We start from the raw sequence: 21,899 nt of genomic DNA, 5'->3' as shown, positions 1-21,899 counted from the left end.
CGGAAACCGCGGGACACCCTCAGCTCATCTGCCATCATCGTCACCATCAAAGATGCTTTACCTGCCCTGTCATCCTGTGGAATTCGCACTGTACGCGCATGATTGGCAACACGAAGGGTGTTTCACAATGACTTTGCCGCTTCCCTCAAAGGCCAATCAATGAGAAACGCTTGGGTGTATCTTGTTGTGCTGGCGGTGCTTACCGTCGCGGCGCTGTTCATCCTCAAATTGCGTGCGAGCGACATCCCCGACGAGGCGGCCGGGACGGTCAGCCGCCTCCCCACGCTGGGCAGCCTTTCTGAACGGACCGTCCAATACGAGGCCGTCGGCCCCGCCGGGACTCCGGCGACGGTGTCCTACCTGGACGACGACGGCCACAACCAGAACGTCGACACGGTCCTGCCCTGGCAGGAGGCGCTACGCACCGTGGAGCCGTCCCTGGTGACCAGCATGGTCGTGCAGTCCAACAGCTCCGGGGTCGGATGCAGGATCACCGTCAACGGGAAGGTCCGAGACGAGCAAGTCGCCACCGCCAGCGGAGGCATCGCCAGCTGCAAGGTACAAGTCGCATGAAGAAGAAGGACGAGAGCGAAGCAGATACCGGCCCGATAGCCGCTCCCGTTGGCGCCGAGACGTTCTCGGCTCGATCACGGGCATTCGGTAGGCGGGTACGCAACGAGTTCGTGGTGCCGTTCCGCCGGGAGACCTACGCCGACACCGGGCAGCACAGACCCCTGTACGCCAGGCTCATGTATGGACTTTCCATCCCCATCGTCGTGCTATGGGTGCTGCTCGCGTGCGGGCTCAATGCCGCAGGGCCACAACTGGAAAAGGTGATCGAGGGGCACGCCCTGTCCTTCCTGCCCGACGAGGCGTCCTCGGTGCAGGCGCTCGCCAACATGGGCAAGTACTTCGGCAATGGCGGCACCAACAACTTCGTGGCAGTCCTAGCCGAGGGCGACAAACCGTTCGGCGCGGAGATGCACCGGTACTACGCGGACCTGATGGAGAAATTCAAGGCCGACAAGAAACACGTCATCACCACCATCGACCTGTGGTCCGACCCGTCCTTCGCACCGGCATTCGAGAGCCGGGACCGCAAGGCGTCCTTCAGCTACCTGAATCTTTCCGGAAACATGGGCACCGCACTGGCCATGGAATCCACCCAGGCCGTGCGCGACATCGTCAAGGCGTACCCACCGCCCGATGGCGTCAAGATCTACGTGACCGGCCCCTCGGCAGTGGTGAATGATGAACTGCTGGCGATCAATCGGTCGATTCTGCCGATCATCATCGCCTGCGCCATCTGTATCACCATCATCATGTCGCTGACCTACCGCTCACTGTTCACGGCGTCGATGCCGCTGCTCGTCGTGGCGGTCGCACTGGTCACCGCCCGGCCGATCGTGGCCCTCCTCGGCCAGCACGGAATCATCGGCATCTCCATCTTCGCGTCGAGTCTGCTGGCCGGCATCGTGCTGGGCGCGGGAACTGACTACGGCATCTTCCTGCTGGGCCGGTATCAAGAGGCGCGACGGGCCGGGCAGGATCCGACCTCGGCGTACTACACCGCGCTGTCCAGCGTGCAACGCATCATCTTCGCCTCGGGGCTGACCGTCGCGGGCGCGACCGCGTGTATGACGCTGACCAGACTCGCAGCGTTTTCCACCTCCGGTCTGCCCTGCACCATCGGCATCCTGACCGCTCTTGCCGCCGCACTGACCCTTGGCCCCGCCCTGCTGGCCATCGGCTGCAGGCTCGGGTTCTACGAGCCGCGCGGCGACCGGGCGGTGCGGCGATGGCGACGCATCGCCACCCATGTGGTCCGCTGGCCCGGCCCGGTGCTTGCCGGCAGCCTGGCCGTGCTCGCGCTCGCCATCCTGGTACTGCCCACCTACGTCATTAGCTACAACGAACGCGCGGCACAACCCGCCAACACCGAGGCAAATCTGGGCCTGGATGCCGCCGACAGGCATCTGCCGCCCAACCTGCTGAACCCGAACCTGCTTTTCGTCGAGTCCGACCACGACATGCGCAACTCGGCGGACCTGATCGCACTGGCAAAGCTGACCAACGCGGTCTACTCCGTGGACGGTGTCCAAGCGGTACAAGGCATTACCCGGCCGCTCATCTCGCCGCTACCGCAGGGCACGCTGACCTATCAGGGCGGCTACATCGGCGAACGGATGTCCCAAATCGCCGAGATGGTCAGTACACAACTCAACGGCATCGCCAGAATCACCGGCCAGATCGATCAGCTCTCCGTGGGCGTGAAGGTGGTCCTGCGGGATCTTGAGGTCACCCAGCGTGCTGTCGACCTACCCGGCGGCACCGGTAATGCCACCCGGCAGCGGCTCATCGAGTTGTTGAAGACGGCGAAGAGCATCCATAACGAGATGCAGCCGATGCTGGCGAGCGGCATCGACACCGCGGGCCAGCTGGTCGACATGGTTCCCGACTGCAGGCAACTCATTCCCTGCAACACGGCGCTCACCGGCCTGGCAGTCCTCGACGGACTCAACCAGGCGGGAGGCCGTAAGTTCGAGGATCTCGTGGACGCGTCCCGCGTCGCCTCCGAGTCATTGCCCAACTTGGTGACGCAGGTGCGGATGCTGGATCGCTTCCTGGCCGACTCGCAACAGACACTCACGCCCATCCGCGGGATGGCGGACTCGCTGCTGGTTCAGATGAATGAGGTCACCGCCTTCCTGCGGGAGATCGCCGACACCTATATGAAGGGAGACCCGAGCGGATACTTCTTCCTGCCGAGCCAGGCCTTCGAATCCCCGCTGTTCCAGTCCGCGCTCTCCGTCTTCTTCTCACCGGACGGCAAGATCACCCGCATGCTCGTGATGGGCGACGTGAACTCATTCAGCCGCGAGAGCATGGACTACAGCGCGCAGATCATCCCCACGGCCAAGGCCTCACTCAAGGGCACCTCGCTGGGCGGGAGCAAGGTCAGCATCGGTGGCGCCGGTGGCACGCTGCTCAACATCGCCGCCTTCGCCAAGGAAGATTTCATCACCAGCGCCGTGGCGGCCTTCGCCTTCGTCTTCTGTGTCGTCCTGCTGCTGTTGCGCAGCTTCGTCGCCGCGGTCGCCGTCGTGGGCACGGTCGGGCTGTCGTTTCTCTCGGCGTGGGGGCTCAGCGTCGCCATCTGGCAACACGGCGTGGGTCTGCCGCTGCACTGGGCGGTCGCACCGTGCTCCTTCATCTTCCTGGTCGCCGTCGGCGCCGACTACAACTTGCTGCTCGTAGCGCGGTTCAAGGAAGAGCTGCGCGCCGGGATCAAAACCGGGATCATCCGTTCCATGGTGGGAACCGGCAGCGTGGTCACCACCGCCGGCCTGATCTTCGGTTTCACCATGTTCGCGCTCATCGCCGGCTACTCCAGCACTCTCGCCCAGATCGGCACGACCGTCGGTGTCGGACTCCTGCTCGACACGCTCATCGTCCGCTCTCTCGTGATCCCCTCTATCGCGACCATTCTGGGCCGGTGGTTCTGGTGGCCCATGCGGGTGCCCTGCCGCGCTTTACGGGAGACCGATCCGGCGGTGATTCGCCCGACCGCCGGAACGAGTCCGGCATAGAAACGCAACCTTCGCAGGAAAACCACAGTTTTGGTAATTGTTGGCCACCAGATTCGGAGACCACAGCGTGAAAAGCCGCCGTCTTGACCGCCGGGCAAGTTTTACCGCGCAATCCTGTGCCGCCCAGCGCGCGGCGGAAACGTTGCAGCCGCCGGATCGGCGTCTGCTCGACGATCCCTATTCGCGATATTTCATTCAGAGTCCCCTTTTGCGGGTGTGTCTGATCCATCCTTGGGCCGCCCGGTTATTCATCGAAGTACTGAAATCCGTGTTCGGAGCGGCGGGCCACTATTTTCTGGTGTTGCGGGCGCGCTACACCGACGATGTGGTCGAGGCCGCGGTCGGCGAAGGTGTTGGCCAGTTGGTGCTCCTGGGCGCCGGATTCGACACCACGGCACTGCGCCGGGCCTGGGACAACCCCGTGAAGATCTTCGAGGTGGACGCGCCCACCACCCAGGCCGACAAACGCGCCGTGATGGACAAGCTGCGAACCGCCCATTCTGATGACGACATTGTTTGGGTTCCTTGCGATTTCGAGCACGACGTGCTTCGCGAGAGGCTTCTCGACAGCGGATTCGATCCCACCCGGCCCAGTCTGATCGTTTGGCTTGGGGTGACCGCCTACCTCACCCGCGAAGCACTTGACGCGACGCTGGCCGACCTCGCCGCGCTGTGCGCGCCCGGTAGCCATCTGGTCTTCGACTATCTGGACACCAACGTCGTGGCCGGCGACAGCACGTCCGTTCGTGCCCGGCTCTGGACCCAGGCCGCCGCACGATTCGGGGAGCCGTATCTCACCGGACTCACCGCGGCAGACGCGGACGCGCTGCTGGCCTCGCATGGCTTCACGTGCGAGGCACACCTGACCACGCGTGAGCTGCTACAGCACTACGCCTCGACCGATATCGGTCAGTCATTGGTCGACGGCCGGGCAGCGATCACGACCGCGCAGCGAGGCTGAGACGGCGGTAAATCTCCGCCACGCGTCACAGATACGTAGCGGTGACGGTCGGACCGGTGTTCACGAACTATAATGAGGGCCACAACCTGCGTGAACAGGGAACTAATGCCGCAGATATCGCGTTGAGGTAGACAGCCACCAGCAATCGAACGCGGGATCCGATCGCAGAGACCCGCAGTGAAGAGGAGAAGTACACATGGCAGATCGTGTTCTACGAGGCAGCCGGCTCGGTGCCGTCAGCTACGAAACCGATCGTGACCACGACCTGGCGCCGCGTCGCATGGCCCGTTACCGCACCGACAACGGCGAAGAGTTCGATGTTCCGTTCGCTCACGACGCCGAGATCCCGGCCAACTGGGCGTGCCGCAACGGCCTGGAGGGCACGCTCCTCGATGGCGACGTGCCCGAGCCCAAGAAGGTCAAGCCGCCGCGCACGCACTGGGACATGCTCCTGGAGCGACGCAGTGTCGAAGAGCTCGATGAGCTGCTCAAAGAGCGTCTGGAACTGATCAAGGGTCGCCGCCGCGGCTAGTCGCGCACGCCAATGAGTGCGTCGGGTAGATCGGTCGCCGGTTCGGCCGTGCTGATCACCGGCGCCGCGAGCGGTATGGGTGAGGCCACGGCCCGGGTTTTCGCCGAGGACGGGGCATTTGTCGCGGTCACCGATCTGCGCCTGGAGGATGCGAAAGCAGTCGCCGACGCGATCGGTGATTCCGCGGTGCCGTGGGCACTTGATGTCACCGATGACGCACAGATCACCGAGGTTGTCGCCGCTGTCGGTGCCCGGTTCGGCCGCCTGGACATCGTCGTGAACAACGCCGGCTTCGCCGCCTTCCGATCACTCGATGACCCGGACTACGGCGACACCTGGGATCGGTCGCTTGCCGTGCATTTGACCGCACCGGTGCGGGTGGTTCGTGCGGCGCTTCCGTTCCTGCGGACCTCTCCTGCGCCACGGGTGGTGAACATTGCCTCCACGGAGGCGCTGGGCGCCACCCCATATGACAGTCCCTATGTCGCGGCCAAATCGGGTCTGGCCGGTCTGACCAGAAGCTTGGCCGTCGATCTGGGCAGGGACGGGATCACCGTGAACTGCATCTGCCCGGGGCCGATCGATACCGCCATGACGGCCGCGATTTCCGCGGAGGACAAGGAAACCTACGCCCGTCGGCGCACCGCGTTACGCCGCTACGGTCGCGCCGAGGAAGTCGCCCACATGACATTGAGCGTGTGCCTTCCGGTCGCGTCCTATCTGACCGGCGCGGTCATACCCGTCGACGGTGGCCTGATGGCGCGCAATGCGTGAGGTCTCTGACTAGCTCAGCGATTGACGCCGCGGGCGCGGTCCAGGCGGCTCTGCACACCCCATTTGGTCACCTTGACCAGGGCCTCATTGATGATCGAGCCACTCATCTTGGATTCACCGATCGCGCGTTCGGTGAAGGTGATGGGTACCTCGGCGACCTCGAAACCGTGTGCGATGGTGCGCAGGGTCAGGTCGATCTGGAAGCAGTATCCATGTGATTCGACGGCCGCCAGATCCAGCTTTTCGAGCACCTCGCGCCGGTAGGCGCGGTAACCCGCGGTGATGTCATGCGGCTTCACCCCGAGCACCAGCCGGGCATAGACGTTCGCACTGCGCGACAACACCAGCCGGCGCCATGGCCAGTTGACCACGGTCCCGCCGGGCACATATCGAGATCCGATCGCCAGGTCTGCCCCGGCGTCCACCGCGTCGAGCAACCGGGATAGCTGCTCGGGAGCATGGCTGCCATCGGCGTCCATCTCCACCAGCACCGAATACTGACGGGCCAGACCCCAGCCGAAGCCCGCGATGTAGGCAGCGCCCAGGCCACCCTTCTCCTTGCGGTGCATGACATGCACACGTTCCGGGTCGGCAAGCGCGGCCTGGTCGGCCAGCTCGCCGGTGCCGTCCGGGCTGCCGTCATCGACGATCAGCACGTGCACGCTGGGTTGCGCCTTGTGCAACCGACCGAGGATCAGTGGGAGGTTCTCCCGCTCGTTGTACGTCGGAATGATCACCAGGGTCCGGGCGCTCGGACGTTCGGTCACGGGATCCACTCCGGTCAGGTCTCCTTAGTCGGTGAGGCCGTCTCAACCTCAGGTTCGGGCCTCTTCAGCCCTCCATTGTGCAGTATCGCCAGGCCAGCCGAGGCCAGGACGGCAAGTCCAGCGATCAGAGCAAGCGCCCATTCCACCCAGGGACCCCATTGGGTGGCCGGTGTCAGGTCGTTGTGCAGTCGCACCTGCATGTCGATATAGGCCGGTTCGAAGAACTTGGTGCGACCCGCGTCGACTCCGTCCGGGGAGACAAAAGCGCTGATCCCGGTGGTGCCGACAACGACGACCTCGCGGTCGTGCTCAACGGCTCGCACCTTGGAGATGGCCAGCTGCTGCTCACTCATCGCGCTGCCGAACAGTGCGTTGTTGCTCGGAACGGTAAGAATCTCGGCACCGTTGAGCGTGGACTGCCGCAGTGCCCTGTCGAAGAGCACCTCCCAGCAGGTGGCAACACCGATCTTCACTCCACCGGCAGTCACGACACCGTTGCCGTCACCGGGGACGAAGTATCCGGCGCGATCGGCGTACTCGGAGAAGTGCGCGAAAAAGCTGCGCCACGGCAGGTACTCGCCGAACGGTTGCACGATCTGCTTGTCGTGGCGTTCTCCCGGGCCGGTATTCGGATCCCACACGATGATCGAATTGATCGCCTTGGGCTGTTCCGGGGTGGAGTCGGGGTGCCGGAGCACTCCGCCGACCAGAATGGGTACCCCGATGGCCTGCGCCGCCTCGTTGATGGCCTCCGCCGCGTCCGCGTTGCGGATCGGATCGATATCCGACGAGTTCTCCGGCCACACCACGAATTGCGGGGCCGGAGCCTTGCCTGCCTTGACATCCTGGGCCAGCAGCATGGTCTCTTTGACGTGATAGTCGAGCACGGCGCGACGCTGCGCGTTGAAATCCAGGCCAAGGCGGGGCACATTGCCTTGGACGGCCGCGACGGTGACGGTCCGTCCGTCAGTCGCACCGTGGCTCGCGTGCCGGACCTGCTGCCAGCTGACCGCCATCGCGAACAGCACCAGACACACACATACTCCGGGCAGCAGCACCGAGGGCATCGGACGGGCACCATCGGGCCCCACCGACGGGCTACGCCACCACCGGTACATCTCGATACCCAGCGCGGTGACGGCAAACGCACCCAGGGCCACCGCAAAGGACACCAGTGGCGCTCCCCCATACCGCGCCAGCCCCAGCATCGGACTATCGCCCTGCCCGAAAGCAAGACGACCCCAAGGGAATCCACCGAACGGGACGCTTGCCTTACCCCATTCCGTGGCGGTCCACGCAGCGGCGAACCACAGCGGCCAGCCGGGCAGGTTCCGCACGGCCACCGCAAGTACGCCGAACAGGGCCACCCAGAGCGCGCATAACAGGGACAGCGCCAACCATGGCACCGCACCCACCAGCTGACCGGTCCAGGGCAGCAGCGGAACGTAGAAGGCGAGACCGAACAGCAACCCGTATCCGAGGCCCCCACGCAACCTGGTCTTCGGCGACCAGAGCACCAGTCCCAGGACCGACAGCGCGGGAAAAGCCGCCCACCACAAGCCCCACGGCGGGAAGCTTGCGCACAATGCCAAGCCCGCGGCCAGCGCCGCACCCTGGCGGGTGGCAGCCCGCATCCATGCGCGGCCGAATGCGATGGCGCGCGCACCGAGCGCGGCCGCGAAGAGCTTGCCGCGCGAGGGGCCTGCGTCCTCGGGAGCCTCAGGCGTGTCGCCTGCCAGACTCTCAACTTCCTCACCGGCGAGGTCGGCCACTACCTCGTCGCGCGTCTCGTCAACAGACTCCTCAACAATTTCGTCAGCCATGGATCACCTTGCCGCGGTGCACAGTTCGCAGACATTTGGGGAGCGCAGCGGCGCTATCCGATAGATCCGGCAGCGCTGGAACACGCGAACGCGGATCTGTGGACCAGCGCTGAACTCCCGGTTGACTGGTGTTGATGGTCAAGTCCCCTGTCTCCCAGATCGCGTAGCTGGCAGGCGCACCCGGGGTCAATGTGCCGGTCGCGCCGTCGTGGATACCCTGTGCGCGCCAACCACCCCGGGTCGCGGCACTGAATGCCGCGCGGACCGAGACGGAGCTGCTCGCGCTGCGGTGATATGCCGCCGCCCGCACCGTCGCCCACGGATCGATGGGCGTAACGGGGGCATCGGAACCGAACGCGAGGGGCACGCCTTGGGATGCTAACAGCGCCAGCGGGTTTAGCTGGGCACCTCGGTGCACGCCGAGCCTTTCCGCGTACATGCCGTCGGGACCGCCCCAGAGTGCGTCGAAGGCAGGCTGCACGCTGGCGATCACGCCGAGGCGGCCGAGTTGCTCGGCCTGTGCGGCGGAAACCATTTCGAGATGCTCCAGGCGGTGACCGCAGCGGGCCACCGCGGGCACTCCGTGGCGCTCGGCAACACGGCCGAGCGCGTCGATCACCTGAGCGACCGCGGCATCCCCGATCACATGGAATCCCGCGGTGATGCCCGCTTGTGTGCACGAGTCCAGATGCGTCTCAACGGTTTCGGCATCCAGATGGCGAATACCACAGGTATCTGGCGCGTCGTGGTACGGCTCCCGCAACCAGGCGGTACGCGATCCCAGTGCGCCGTCGACAAAGAGATCTCCGGCCAGACCCGCGGCCCCGGTCTCGGCGATGAGCTGGCGCGCGTGCCCGGGATCGCGGGCCGCCTCCCCCCAATACCCGGTGACCTGCACCCCATGTTCGGTAGCCAACAGCTCACGGAAATCCTCCAGCCCGCCGATCTCGGGCCCTCCGCATTCATGCACCGACACCAGGCCAAGTGATGCCGCACGGTCGAGGGCCGCACGCCGTGCCCGCGCCCGAGCGTTGACCGTAAGCGCACCGCGCGCGTACGAACGCGTCACATGGTGCGCGGCACCGGCCAGCGGGTGTTCGGGATGGAATCCGGAGGCCTCGGCAAGCCCCGGCACCTGCCGACGAAGTGCCGTCGAAACGGCGGCCGAGTGCACGTCGATGCGGGAGAGGTAGACGGCTCGGCCGGGTACTGCCGCGTCGAGGTCGGCCGTGAAGAGCGGATGCCGATCCGGCCATTGCGATTCGTCCCAGCCGTGCCCCCAGATCACCGTGTCGTCGTGCTCACCGGCGTATGCGGTCAGCCGGGCCAGGCACTGTTCGCGGGAGGTCATGCCCGACAGGTCCAGTCCGATGATGGACAACCCCAGCGCCGTGACGTGAACATGGGCATCGACGAAGGCCGGCGCGACGAAGGCGCCCTCCAGGTCGACGATGTCGGCGTCCGGGAACTCGGTACGGCCCAGGTCGTCGTCGCCGATCCAGCTGATGACACCGCCGGTCACGGCCATCGCGGTCGCCGCCGGATGCGACGGGCTGTGCACGCGTGCGTTGATGAGTAGTTGCGATGAGCCGCTCGCGCGAAGAGCATCAGATCCCGAAGAGCCGCCCGCGTGAAGAGTCTGCACTCGGTAATTCTGCCGGGTTCGGGCGACGTCTACGCAGTCAGGTCGTGGCCGGGGCGATATCGCGCCGGTCCGGCTTGTTCATCGCTGACATCGACCACTTCGCCATCGATGTAGTCGGCCCTGCCATTCTGGGGGCGCGTGCTCTGATACGCGCCGTACCCCGCGGGAATGACGGTGATCAGCGGTGCACGTCGGCTGAGCTGCCGGGCCGCGACCAGCGTCAGGACCGGCCGAAGTACCGCACGTGTCGGTGGTAGCAGCAGCAACAGTCCGATGGCCGAGGAAACCAATCCGGGGATCACCACCGCGACCGTGCCCAACGCGATCAGTGCGCCGTCGGCGACGGCGCCGCCCGGCGACCTGGTACCGCGCCGCAGCTGGTCAAGGGCACGCCTGGCCTGTGAGCCGGCCAATATCAGACCGAGGAAGAAGGCTCCCACAACGGCGAGAACGGTCCAGCCGATGCCGACGGCGGAGGTCAGCGCCACGAGCGCGGACACCTCGACGATCACGTACAGCAGAAACAGGCCTGGCCACATACGGGTTCAACGAGCCGCCCGGCCGCCGGGTTCCCGGGGTCAGGCGGTGACAGCCAACCCGATGGTGCCGCTGCTGCCGCGGCGCAGAATGCTCGCCTTGACCAACACCCACCCCACCAGCCCGTACTTGCGGGTGATCGCCGCGCGAGCCCGCTCGGTGCCGTCGGCGTCAAGGACCCGCGCGGTTCCTTCGATCTCGCCGCTGCGAACCTTGCCCCGTACATCGCACACAGCCAAGGTCACCCGCGAGGTGTTCCGGATTCGCCGCACCTTCCAGGAGTTCGTCTCGGTCCACACCAACAACTCGCCGTTCTCGGGCGCTGCCCAGACGGCGGCGGGCTTGGCCCGGCCATCCTTGGTGTAGGTGGTCAACAAGACATATTTGGCGGCACAGATGTCATCGAACGTCGGCGCCGGGAGGTTCGCACCCATGCCGACCATCGTAGGTATGTCAGTGATCTTCCGGTGCGCCGAGCGTCACCGAAATTCCGACGCGGGCCCCGCCGCGGCGCGTGTTGAACGCCCACGCTATCCGGCCCAGTAATCCGTAGCGCTTCAGCACCGTGGCACGGATGCGTTCAACGGAAGCCGGGTCCTCGACCACCGCGGCCGTGGCCTCCGCGGCCGGGCTGATCACTCTCCCGCGCTGGGTACACACGGCCACCATCACCTTGGGGCTGCGCCGGATCCGCTTGATCTTCCAGGAGTCGCCTCCGGTAGTCATCAGCAGCTCGTCCCCCTCGGTCACGAACCACATGGGAGTCGGCTTGGGCACCCCAGCTTTCGTGAAGGTGGTCAACAAGATGTATCGGCCCATCGCCACGGTCGCGATGTCTAATCCTTTGTCCCGGGCCATCACCCGATGCTACGACTCCAGCTCGCCCTCGGTTTCCAGGAACACATTGCGCAAATCATCCAGAACTTGCTGATCCGGCTTCTCCCACAGCCCTCGGCTCGCCGCTTCCAGCAGTCTCTCGGCGATGCCGTGCAGCGCCCACGGGTTTGACTGTTGCATGAACTTACGGTTCTGCTCGTCAAGCACATAGCTGTTGGTCAGCTGCTCGTACATCCAGTCGGCCATCACGTTGGCGGTCGCGTCGTAACCGAACAGGTAGTCGACGGTCGCCGCCATTTCGAAGGCACCCTTGTAGCCGTGCCTGCGCATCGCCTCCAGCCACCGCGGGTTCACCACACGTGCGCGGAAAACCCTTGTGGTTTCCTCAGATAGCGTTCGGGTGCGCACCGAGTCCGGTCGGGTGTTGTCACCGATGTACGCCGCCGGGGCCTTGCCGGTGAGCGCCCGTACGGCGGCGACCATGCCGCCGTGATACTGGAAGTAGTCATCGGAATCGGCGATGTCGTGCTCGCGGGTATCGGTGTTCTTGGCCGCCACCGCGATCCGCCGATACTGGTGGCGCATGTCCTCACTCGCAGCGGCACCGTCGAGTCCGCGGCCATAGGCAAACCCGCCCCATGCCGTGTACACCTGCTCCAAATCGGAGTCGTTGCGCCAGTTTTGGCTGTCAATCAGTTGCAACAGCCCCGCGCCATAGGTTCCCGGCTTGGAACCGAAGATGCGCATGGTCGCGCGCCGCCAATCCCCGTGCTCGGCACGGTCAGCCTCGGCGTGGGCACGCAGATAGTTCTGCTCGGCGGGTTCGTCCAGTCCGGCCGCGAGCGCGACAGCGTCGTCGAGCATGGTCACCACGTGCGGGAAGGCGTCACGGAAGAATCCGGAGATGCGTACCGTGACGTCGATTCGTGGGCGACCCAGCTCTGCCAACGAGATGGCCTCCAGGCTGACCACACGCCGTGACGCGTCATCCCACACCGGCCGAACGCCCAGGAGTGCAAGCACTTCGGCGATATCGTCACCGGAGGTCCGCATTGCCGACGTTCCCCAGATGGAGAGTCCCACCGAACGCGGCCAATCGCCGTAGTCGGTGCGATACCGCTGCAGCAGCGAATCGGCCATGGCCTGGCCGGTTTCCCAGGCCAACTTCGAGGGGACTGCCTTGGGGTCCACCGAGTAGAAGTTGCGGCCGGTCGGCAGCACATTGACCAGACCGCGCAGCGGCGAGCCGGAGGGGCCAGCCTCGATGAATCGTCCGTCCAGAGCGCGCAGCACCGCATCGATCTCACCGTTGGTGCCATTCAGTCTCGGCACCACCTCGGTGGCCGCGAACCGGAGTATCTGCGCCACCAGCGGGTCATCGGTGAGATCGCCGACCGCGTCGGGACTCCACGACGCATTCTGCAATGCGGTCAGCAACGAGTGTGCCTGCTGATCAATCTCATCCACCCGGGTGCGATCGTCGGTGCCGTCCTCGGCCAGGCCGAGCGCCTGACGCAGTCCGGGCACCGATTGCTCGCCGGCCCACATCTGGCGCGCGCGCAGAATAGCCAGCACCAGATCGACCTGCGCCTCGCCCTCGGGAGCACTGCCCAAGATGTGCAGGCCGTCGCGGATCTGCACATCCTTGATCTCGCAGAGCCATCCGTCGACATGCAGCAGCATGTCATCGAAGACTTCTTCGTCGGGACGCTCTGCCAGCCCCAGGTCATGGTCCATCTTGGCCGCCCGCATCAGCGTCCAGATCTGCTGGCGGATGGCCGGCAGTTTCGCCGGATCCAGCGCCGAAATGTTCGCGTGCTCGTCCAGCAGCTGCTCCAAACGGGCGATATCTCCGTAGGTTTCAGCACGCGCCATGGGCGGAATGAGGTGGTCGACAAGGGTCGCGTGGGCACGCCGTTTGGCCTGCGTACCCTCGCCCGGATCGTTGACCAGGAAGGGATAGATCAGTGGGAGATCACCGATCGCGGCATCGGTGGCACAATCCGCCGATAGCCCAACGGTTTTCCCGGGAAGCCATTCCAGGTTGCCATGCTTGCCCAGGTGCACCAACGCATCGGCACCGAAACCGCCCTCCGCACGGGGTGCCGACAACCAGCGGTATGCGGCGAGGTAGTGGTGACTCGGCGGCAGATCGGGATCGTGGTAGATGGCGACCGGATTCTCGCCGAACCCACGGGGCGGCTGCACCAATAGCACCGTGTTGCCTGCTTGGAGCGCGGCAATCACGATATCGCCCTCAGGATTGACGCTCGTGTCGACGAACAGCTCCCCGGGCGGCGGGCCCCAATGTTCGACGACCTGTTCGGTGAGCCCCGGCGACAACCGCGCGAACCACTCCCGGTACTGCCGCGCCGACACACGAATCGGGTTGCCCGCCAACTGATCCGCGGTAAGCCAGTCGGGGTCCTGCCCGCCACGCTCGATGAGGGTGTGAATCAGGGTGTCGCCGTCGCCCTCCTGCGCGGGCCGACCGGTCACCGGGAGGCCCGGGATGTCGCCGTCGGCACCCACGTCATAGCCCGCATCGCGCATCGCGGTCAGCAGCGCCACGGCACTCGCCGGAGTATCCAAACCGACAGCGTTACCAATGCGCGCGTGCTTGGTGGGGTACGCGGAGAACACCACGGCGACGCGTCGCTCCCCCGCAGGTATCGATCGAAGCTTCGCGTGCCGCAAGGCGATACCGGCGACTCGCGCGCATCGCTCCGCGTCGGGTACGTAGGTGATCAGCCCGTCGCTGTCGATCTCCTTGAACGAGAACGGCACCGTGATGATGCGTCCGTCGAACTCGGGAACGGCCACCTGGGTGGCGACATCCAGCGGGCTCATGCCGTCGTCGTTGGCGTCCCAGTCCTCTCGCGGGCTGGTCAGACATAGCCCCTGCAAGATCGGGATATCAAGGGCCGCAAGGTGGGCGACGTTCCATTCGTCGTCGGATCCCCCGGCACCCACCGATGCCGGGGTGGCACCGCCAGCCGCCAGCACCGTGACCACCATGGCATCGGCCGCCGAGAGTGTCTCCAGCAGCTCCGGAGGAGCGGTGCGCAACGAGGCGCAGAAGACCGGAAGCGCCCGTCCGCCATGGTTTTCGATGGCAGTGCACAGGGCATCGATGTACGCGGTGTTTCCGGCGAGTTGCTGGGCGCGGTAGTACAGCACCGCGACGGTGGGACCCGAGTCGGCGGCGCGCGCGCTGTCGCGTGCCAACACACCCCAGGCCGGGTTGGTCGCGGGCGGCTCGAAGCCGATACCGGTCATCAGGATCGTGTCGGAGAGGAATGCGTGCAGCTGCCGCAGGTTCGCCGTCCCGCCCTCGGCCAGGTACCGGTGCACCTGCAGCGCGACACCACCCGGGACGGTGGAGCATTCCATGAGTTCGGCGTCGGGGGCCTGCTCACCGGAGACGACGACGGCGGGCACGCCGGAGCCGATCACGGCGTCGATGCCCTCTTCCCAACCGCGCCGCCCGCCGAGTAGCCGGACGACCACGGCACCCATCCCGTCGAGCAGACCGGGCAGGTCGTCGACGTGGATACGAGAAGGGTTGGCCCATCGGTAGTTCGCACCGCTGGCGCGTGCGCTCAACAGGTCGGTGTCGGAGGTCGACAGAATCAGGATCGGGGCATCGCTCACAAGACATTCGTACCGTAGTCCTACGGTGAGTAGGTGACCCGCTCCAGCCCAGACGACGCGTGCCCCGGTGCGCTGCGGTTACACGAGGCGGCCGACGGGGCACTGGCGCGTATCCGGCTGCCCGGCGGAATGGTCACGTCGGCGCAGCTGGCCGCGCTGGCGGAGGCGGCGGGCGACTACGCGGCACCGGTCCTGGAGCTCACTTCTCGCGGCAACATGCAGCTGCGCTCGATACGCGATGCGGAGGCGGTGGAGACACTGCTGTCGCAGGCCGGGCTGCTGCCGTCGCCCAGTCATGAACGGGTTCGCAATATCGTCGCGTCCCCACTGTCGGGACGAGTCGGCGATTTCCCCGATGTGCGCCCCCTGGTGTCGGCCCTCGATCGCGGGCTGATCGCGTCGGCCCCCCTTGCCGAGCTGCCGGGCCGGTTCTTGTTCAGCCTGGACGACGGGCGCGCGGATATGTCGGCCATGGGCGCCGACGTGGGGCTGCGCCACGGCACGAACGGATGGCGGCTGCTCTTGGACGGGCGCCTCACCTCGGCGTGCGACAGCGATCCCGATTCCGCGATCGAACGCGTCCTCACCATCGCCCGAACCTTTGTGCGGATCCGGGGCAACGCCTGGCGGGTCGCCGAACTACCCGAGGGTGCGGGCACGCTCGCGACGGCTGTCGGCGAGGCGGTGGCCGAAGCCCCGCAGGATGCCACTTCGGCGCCGCGCGCACCGGTGGGCTGGATCGAACAGCTTTCCTCCGGTGATCCCGCGGATGACCTGGTGACGCTGGGTGCCGGGGTTCCGTTGGGGCAGCTGCCGGCCAAGGTGGCCGCACTACTGGCGGCAGCGGAAAAACCCGTCGTCATCACCCCGTGGCGATCCGTGCTGCTCTGCGACCTCCCCCACGAGGACGCCGACGCGGTGCTGCGTGTGTTGGCGCCACTGGGCCTGATCTTCGATGAACGCTCTCCCTGGCTCAATGCCAGTTCTTGCACCGGCCTGCCCGGGTGTGGGCGTTCACGTACCGACGTGCACGCCCACGTGCGCCTCGAGGTGGCCGAAGAGATCGCCAGCGGTATCCATTCGCCGGTTCATCGGCATTGGGTGGGCTGCCCGCGGGCCTGCGGCTCGCCCAGCGCGGGACAGGTACTGGTGGCGACGGAGCTGGGTTATCGGCCGCTGGAGCGGCACCCGTAGGGTTAGCGCGTGCTGGACTACGTACGGGACGGAGCCGAGATCTATCGGCAGTCGTTCGCGACCATCAGGGCCGAGGCCGACCTGTCGGCGTTCCCCGACGATGTGGCGCGCGTGGTGGTCAGGCTCATTCACACCTGCGGTCAGGTGGATCTGCCCGGCGAGATCGCCTTCACCCCCGAGGTGGTCGAGCGCACCCGCGCGGCTCTGGATGCCGGTGCCCCCATCCTGTGCGATTCCTCGATGGTGGCGGCGGGTATCACCCGGCTGCGCCTGCCCGCCGACAACGAGGTGGTGTCCTTGGTCTCCGATCCACGCGCCGCCGAACTCGCCACACGCACCGGAACCACCAGATCGTCCGCTGCCGTGGATCTTTGGTCTGACCGCCTCCCGGGTTGTGTCGCCGCCATCGGCAACGCGCCCACCGCGTTGTTCCGCATCCTCGAACTCGTCGACGAGGGCGTTGCTCCCCCGGTGTCCGTCTTGGGCGGTCCGGTCGGATTCGTCGGCTCGGCGCAGTCCAAGCAGGAGCTGATCGACCGCCCGCGCGGCATGGATTACCTGCTGGTGCGAGGCCGGCGCGGCGGCAGTGCGATGGCCGCCGCCGCGGTGAACGCGATTGCGAGCGAACAAGAATGAGCAGAGGAACGCTGTGGGGTGTGGGCCTGGGCCCCGGTGATCCCGACCTGGTGACCGTCAAGGCGGCACGGGTGATCGGCGAGGCCGACGTGGTGGCCTTCCACAGTGCGCGGCACGGCCGCAGCATCGCCCGCTCGATCGCGCAGCCGTATCTGCGACCGGGCCAGATCGAAGAACACCTGGTGTACCCGGTCACCACCGAAACCACCGATCATCCGGGCGGTTACCGCGGCGCGATCGACGACTTCTACGAGGAGTCCGCGAACCGCATTGCCGCCCATCTGGATTCCGGGCGGAACGTGGCGTTGCTGGCCGAGGGCGATCCACTGTTCTACAGCTCCTACATGCATATGCACCGCCGCCTGACCGACAGATTCGATGCGGTGATCATCCCCGGCGTGACATCGTTCAGCGCCGCTTCGGCCGCCACCGGCACCCCCCTGGTCGAGGGCGACGAGATCCTTACCGTCATACCCGGCACCCTGCCCGCCGATGAGATCGCCCGCAGACTCCGCGATTCCAGTGCCGCGGTCATCATGAAATTGGGCCGTTCCTACGGCGCCGTGCGACAGGCATTGGACACCGCCGGCCTGCTGGAGCGCGCGTACTACGTGGAACGGGCCAGCACCGCGGGTCAAAAAGTGCTTCCCGCGGCCGAGGTCGATCCCGCCTCGGTGCCGTACTTCTCGCTGATTCTGGTCCCTGGCGCCCAATCCGTCGCGGACATCGAACCCGACGGCATGGTGACAGTCCTCGGTTTGGGCCCGGGGCATCACGATTGGACCACCACCGAGGTGCGTCAGGAGCTGGCGCGAGCCACCGACCTCATCGGCTATGGCCCCTATCTGGACCGAATCCCGGCCCGGGACGGCCAGATTCGGCATGCCAGCGATAACCGTGATGAACCCGCCCGCGCCGAGCTGGCGTTCAAGCTGGCGGCGGGTGGCCGGCGGGTGGCCGTCGTATCGTCGGGCGATCCCGGTGTGTTCGCGATGGCCGCGGCCGTACTTGAGGAGGCCCGGGCCTGGCCTGATGTCACGGTTCGAGTCCTCCCCGCGATGACCGCCGCGCAGGCTGTCGCCAGCCGGGTGGGCGCTCCTCTCGGTCACGACTACGCGGTGATCTCCCTCTCCGATCGCCTCAAGCCGTGGGAGATCATCGAGTCTCGCCTGCGGGCCGCCGCGGCGGCCGATCTCGTACTGGCCGTGTACAACCCGGCGTCGAAGTCCCGGACCTGGCAGGTCGCATCGATGCGCGAGGTGCTGTTGGAGCACCGCGATCCGGCCACCCCGGTGGTACTGGGACGCGATGTCGGCGGCCCGGAAGAGTCCGTGCGCGTGACCACGCTCGGCGAACTCGACCCCGCCGTGGTGGACATGCGCACCCTGGTGATCGTCGGATCGTCACAGACCCAGCGTCAGGACACCGAATCCGGGCCGCAGGTGTTCACACCCCGGCGGTATCCCGCTCGATAACCCACTGCTGCGCCTCATCCACGGTCGCCACCGTGGACACATTCTCCGGTAGCGCCGGTCTGTCGATCATGACGACGGGAATGTTCAGCGCCGCAGCTGCTTCCAACTTGGCCGAGGTCATGGAGCCACCGCTGTTCTTGGTGACCAGCACCTCGATCTCGTATTGGCGCATCAGCTCGGTTTCCGCGGCAACCGTGTACGGGCCACGGGACAACAGCAGATGGTGCCGTTCGGGTAGTTCATCGGCGGACATGGGTTCCACCACGCGGATCAGGAACCAGGCGTCCGAGAACAGAAACGCCCCGATACTGGACCGCCCCGACGTCAAGAACACCCGAGAGAAGCCCTGTGCTGTCACCGCGTCCTTGGCCTCGGCCGCGGAAGACACCACGGTGGCATCGCCCGCGGGCCAGGGTGGGCGCCGCAGAACCAGATGCGGGATGCCCAGCCGGTCGCACGCGGCGACCGCGTTCTCGGTGATCGTCGCCGCGAACGGGTGCGTGGCGTCCAACACCGCGTCGATGGAGTTGTCCACCAACCATTTTCGCAGGCCTACTTCGCCGCCAAAGCCGCCGATACGCAGCGCCCCCGCGGGTACCGCGGGGTTGTTCACGCGCCCGGCGAGCGAGGTGGTGACTTCGAATCGGGGCGCGAGTCGCCCGGCCAGCTCACGCGCCTCCGCCGAACCCCCGAGGATCAAGATCTTCCGTAGCGCTGCCACTAGTGCGAGGCCCCTCTCCGACGTCCCGCCGAATACAGATAACTGTCACTGAAGCCCTCCGCCGCAAGCACCTTGCCGACAAAGATGACCGCTGTCTTAGTCACACCGGACGCCGTCATTTTTGACGCTATGTCGGCGAGGGTGCCGCGCAGGACGATCTCGGAGGGCCAACTGGCGTATGCCACCACTGCGGCCGGGGTATCCGGTGAATATCCCCCCGCGACGAGGTCGCCCACCACACTGTCGATCTGGGCTGCCGCCAGGTGCAGTGCCAGCGTCGCCCCTGGGGCAGCCAGGCTGCGCAGATCTTCACCCGGCGGCATCGCGGTGGACAACGTCGAAACCCGGGTGATGGTGACGGTCTGCGCGACACCCGGAACAGTGAGTTCGGTGCCCAGTGCGGCGGCCGCGGCCGCGAATGCCGGGACCCCCGGCACAATTTCGTGGCCGATACCCAGCGCATCGAGCCGGCGCCGCTGCTCGGCAACCGCGCTGTACAGCGAGGGATCGCCCGAATGCAGTCTGGCGACGTCCCATCCCTGTGCGTCGGCCGCGGAGATCTCGTCGATGATGGCGTCCAGAGTCAGCGGACCGGTATCGATGATCCGGGCCCCCGGCGGGCACTCGTCCAGTAGGTCACGCGGCATGATCGATCCCGCATACAGGCAGACGGGGCATCGCCGCAGGATCCGCTGGCCGCGCACCGTAATGAGGTCGGCCGCTCCGGGACCGGCGCCGATGAAGTAGACGGTCATGACTTTTCGGTGCTCCATTGAACGACGGGCAGACGAGACCTCCAGCTGGTGAAGCCCCCGAGCGGGGCGGCATCCTCGACGCGATATCTGCGCAGGTCTCCCCTGTGGCGTGAATACCATTGCAACAAAAGCGCTTCGGACTCCGCCGTGACCGCGTTGACGACCATTCGGCCTCCGCTGGGGAGCTGCGCCCAACACGCTTCCAGCAGGCCCGGTTGGGTCACGCCGCCGCCGACGAAAATCGCGTCGGGCGCGGTGGCCTGCCCGAAATCATCTGGGGCCGCGCCTAGAACCTCGATATCGACGCCGAACTTCCTGGCATTGGCGGAAATGGAGGCCCGCCGCGATGGCTCGACCTCGAAGGCCGAGGCACTACAGCCGGTGCCACTACGGGACCATTCCACCGCAACGCTTCCCGACCCCGCGCCGACATCCCACAGCCGCTGACCGGGCCGTGGCGCCAACGACGCCAGGGTGATCGTGCGGATTTCACGCTTGGTGATCTGCCCGTCATGCTCGAAAGCGTCCTCTGGTAGCCCCGTGACCAAAGGCAGGATTACTCTCTCGTCCGCCGGAATATATTCGACGGCAATGACATTGAGCGCATCACCAGGTAGGTGGCGCCAATCGTGGGCGACTGCGCCGAACGAGCGCTCGGCCGCCGCGCCCAACTGCTCCCACACCGTCAGCCGTGATGCGCCCAGCCCGGCATCCGACAGCGTCTGCGCCAGCGCCCCCGGGGTGTTGGCATTGCGGCTCAACACCACCGCACGACCACTGTATCGCCGGGCCGAATCGACGGGGGAATTCACCAGACTGATGATCTCCACGCCGTTTACCGGCCAACCCATCCGCGCGCAGGCCAGTGACACGCTGGACACATGCGGATAGACGCGCACCCGCCGCGCGCCGAACAGCCGGGTCAGTGTGGTGCCGATGCCGTGCAACATGGGGTCGCCGCTGGCCAGCACGTGGACATCGCCGAGACCGTCGAACATGGTGGGCAGCGCGGGCAGCAGCGGTGAGGGCCACACCCGGCATTCGGCCGCCAACGATTCCTCGGCCAGCAGCTCCAGCTGGCGAAGCGAACCGAAAATAACTGATGCGCGCTGCAATTCACGACGGGAACGCGTGGACAGTCCGTCGACACCGTCCGCACCTATCCCGATCACGGTAATCACCGCGGCATCCTGCGCCATACCGATGACGGTACCCATCGCATCACGAACGCCAGCGCACCCAATGCCCGCGGGATCCACACCGTCCGTTTTCCGCTGCGCAATGCCCGCACCGTCGCTTCGGCCACCTGGGGCGGCGTGCTCGACAACGGCGCCGGCGACATTCCGGCGGACATCCGGCCGATCACGAAACCAGGGCGCGCCAGCAGCAGGTGGACCCCGGATCCGTGCAGCGCGTCGGCGAGTCCGTTCGCGAATCCGTCCAACCCCGCCTTGGCCGATCCGTACACATAGTTGGCCCGGCGCACCCGCCATCCGGCGATCGAGGAGAACACCACCAGAGCACCGCGCCCGGCACCTCGCATGCGCACGGCCAGACTGGTCAGCAACGCGATCTGCGCCACGTAGTCGATGTGCACGATCGCGGTGGCGTGTTCGGCATCGGTCTCCGCCCGCGCCTGATCACCCAGCAGCCCGAACGCGAGAACGGCCACGTCGATGGTCCCGTGCCGTTCGATGATGGAAGCCAGCACCGATTCATGGGATTCGAGCCGACCCGCGTCGAATTCGATGCGATCGACACCCGCCGCGCCCGCCTCCAGCACCCGCCGTTCCTCATCGCCCAGGTCATCGGCCCGGCGTGCGGCCAGCACCACGGTGTTACCCGGCGCCAATCGAATTGCCACCTCGAGCCCGATCTCACTGCGGCCGCCGAAGATCACCACCGTCGACGGCCTTCGCGCACGCGGCTCATCCCCAAGCTGGCCGGAGTGTCGCACCGTGTCGGTCACGTCAGCGATTATGACCTGCGCTAGCGTGA

19 protein-coding genes are annotated in these 21,899 nt (G+C 66.2%); 8 read left to right on the top strand and 11 right to left on the bottom strand.

Annotated features, from left to right (window positions below; genetic code table 11):
• Window positions 1-174 precede the first annotated feature (174 nt).
• From ABG82_RS11715 to ABG82_RS11695, 5 genes are all read left to right on the top strand, one after another.
• Window positions 175-573: an MmpS family transport accessory protein gene (locus ABG82_RS11715; RefSeq protein WP_052511069.1), complete on the top strand. Its 399-nt coding sequence runs from the start codon at window positions 175-177 to the stop codon at window positions 571-573.
• Entirely contained in the window at window positions 570-3,590 is a 3,021-nt protein-coding gene (locus tag ABG82_RS11710) for an MMPL/RND family transporter (RefSeq protein ID WP_043079150.1), read from the top strand. Before ABG82_RS11715 ends, ABG82_RS11710 begins: the two co-directional genes overlap by 4 nt.
• Window positions 3,591-3,657: 67 nt before the next feature.
• Entirely contained in the window at window positions 3,658-4,551 is an 894-nt protein-coding gene (locus ABG82_RS11705) for a class I SAM-dependent methyltransferase (protein WP_043079149.1), read from the top strand.
• A gap of 196 nt (window positions 4,552-4,747) precedes the next feature.
• Window positions 4,748-5,083 carry an RNA polymerase-binding protein RbpA gene (locus ABG82_RS11700; RefSeq protein ID WP_043079148.1) on the top strand — a complete coding sequence of 112 codons (336 nt, stop codon included), beginning with the start codon at window positions 4,748-4,750 and terminating at the stop codon, window positions 5,081-5,083.
• A gap of 12 nt (window positions 5,084-5,095) precedes the next feature.
• Window positions 5,096-5,857, top strand: coding sequence for an SDR family NAD(P)-dependent oxidoreductase (locus ABG82_RS11695; RefSeq protein ID WP_043079147.1), 762 nt, complete (start codon window positions 5,096-5,098; stop codon window positions 5,855-5,857).
• Window positions 5,858-5,871: 14 nt separating this feature from the next.
• Here the strand turns inward: ABG82_RS11695 and ABG82_RS11690 are convergent, their stop codons facing one another.
• The 7 genes from ABG82_RS11690 to cobN form a co-directional block, all read right to left on the bottom strand.
• Window positions 5,872-6,633, bottom strand: coding sequence for a polyprenol monophosphomannose synthase (locus ABG82_RS11690; protein WP_043079146.1), 762 nt, complete (start codon window positions 6,631-6,633; stop codon window positions 5,872-5,874).
• Window positions 6,634-6,638: 5 nt separating this feature from the next.
• Complete coding sequence (gene lnt, locus ABG82_RS11685) at window positions 6,639-8,447, bottom strand: apolipoprotein N-acyltransferase (RefSeq protein WP_043079145.1); 1,809 nt, start codon at window positions 8,445-8,447, stop codon at window positions 6,639-6,641.
• Window positions 8,440-9,975 (bottom strand): amidohydrolase, encoded by a 1,536-nt coding sequence (locus ABG82_RS11680; RefSeq protein WP_043079183.1) that lies wholly within the window; start codon window positions 9,973-9,975, stop codon window positions 8,440-8,442. The genes lnt and ABG82_RS11680 overlap by 8 nt, the downstream gene beginning before the upstream one ends.
• 146 nt (window positions 9,976-10,121) lie before the next feature.
• A complete protein-coding gene (locus ABG82_RS11675; RefSeq protein ID WP_043079144.1) occupies window positions 10,122-10,631 on the bottom strand; it encodes an FxsA family protein in 510 nt (169 codons plus the stop codon).
• Between the two features lie 39 nt (window positions 10,632-10,670).
• Window positions 10,671-11,072, bottom strand: coding sequence for a PPOX class F420-dependent oxidoreductase (locus ABG82_RS11670; protein WP_043079143.1), 402 nt, complete (start codon window positions 11,070-11,072; stop codon window positions 10,671-10,673).
• A 10-nt stretch (window positions 11,073-11,082) separates the two neighbouring features.
• Entirely contained in the window at window positions 11,083-11,487 is a 405-nt protein-coding gene (locus ABG82_RS11665) for a PPOX class F420-dependent oxidoreductase (protein ID WP_078343453.1), read from the bottom strand.
• 9 nt (window positions 11,488-11,496) lie between these two features.
• Complete coding sequence (gene cobN / locus ABG82_RS11660) at window positions 11,497-15,120, bottom strand: cobaltochelatase subunit CobN (RefSeq protein ID WP_043079142.1); 3,624 nt, start codon at window positions 15,118-15,120, stop codon at window positions 11,497-11,499.
• A gap of 33 nt (window positions 15,121-15,153) precedes the next feature.
• On the opposite strand from cobN, the gene cobG reads away from it, so the two are divergent.
• Genes cobG through ABG82_RS11645 form a run of 3 tightly spaced genes read left to right on the top strand, consistent with a single transcriptional unit; the run spans window position 15,154 to window position 18,425 of the window.
• Window positions 15,154-16,314 (top strand): precorrin-3B synthase, encoded by a 1,161-nt coding sequence (gene cobG, locus ABG82_RS11655; RefSeq protein ID WP_043079141.1) that lies wholly within the window; start codon window positions 15,154-15,156, stop codon window positions 16,312-16,314.
• A 9-nt stretch (window positions 16,315-16,323) separates the two neighbouring features.
• Complete coding sequence (locus tag ABG82_RS11650) at window positions 16,324-16,950, top strand: precorrin-8X methylmutase (protein ID WP_043079140.1); 627 nt, start codon at window positions 16,324-16,326, stop codon at window positions 16,948-16,950.
• Window positions 16,947-18,425 carry a precorrin-2 C(20)-methyltransferase gene (locus ABG82_RS11645; RefSeq protein WP_043079139.1) on the top strand — a complete coding sequence of 493 codons (1,479 nt, stop codon included), beginning with the start codon at window positions 16,947-16,949 and terminating at the stop codon, window positions 18,423-18,425. The genes ABG82_RS11650 and ABG82_RS11645 overlap by 4 nt, the downstream gene beginning before the upstream one ends.
• On the opposite strand, the gene ABG82_RS11640 is transcribed toward ABG82_RS11645, so the two are convergent.
• The 4 genes from ABG82_RS11640 to ABG82_RS11625 are packed head-to-tail and all read right to left on the bottom strand — an operon-like array spanning window position 18,397 to window position 21,804.
• A complete protein-coding gene (locus ABG82_RS11640) occupies window positions 18,397-19,125 on the bottom strand; it encodes a cobalt-precorrin-6A reductase (protein ID WP_043079181.1) in 729 nt (242 codons plus the stop codon). The genes ABG82_RS11645 and ABG82_RS11640 overlap by 29 nt on opposite strands.
• 20 nt (window positions 19,126-19,145) lie before the next feature.
• Window positions 19,146-19,901 carry a precorrin-4 C(11)-methyltransferase gene (gene cobM, locus ABG82_RS11635; protein ID WP_043079138.1) on the bottom strand — a complete coding sequence of 252 codons (756 nt, stop codon included), beginning with the start codon at window positions 19,899-19,901 and terminating at the stop codon, window positions 19,146-19,148.
• The gene (locus tag ABG82_RS11630; RefSeq protein WP_043079137.1) at window positions 19,898-21,118 is read right to left on the bottom strand and encodes a bifunctional cobalt-precorrin-7 (C(5))-methyltransferase/cobalt-precorrin-6B (C(15))-methyltransferase; all 1,221 of its coding nucleotides are present in this window, start codon (window positions 21,116-21,118) and stop codon (window positions 19,898-19,900) included. Before ABG82_RS11630 ends, cobM begins: the two co-directional genes overlap by 4 nt.
• Entirely contained in the window at window positions 21,079-21,804 is a 726-nt protein-coding gene (locus ABG82_RS11625; protein WP_043079180.1) for an SDR family NAD(P)-dependent oxidoreductase, read from the bottom strand. The genes ABG82_RS11630 and ABG82_RS11625 overlap by 40 nt, the downstream gene beginning before the upstream one ends.
• Between the last annotated feature and the right edge of the window lie 95 nt (window positions 21,805-21,899).

The sequence above is a fragment of the Mycobacteroides immunogenum genome (genome assembly GCF_001605725.1).
GTDB lineage: Bacteria > Actinomycetota > Actinomycetes > Mycobacteriales > Mycobacteriaceae > Mycobacterium > Mycobacterium immunogenum.
This window is presented reverse-complemented; position numbering and strand designations above follow the sequence as displayed.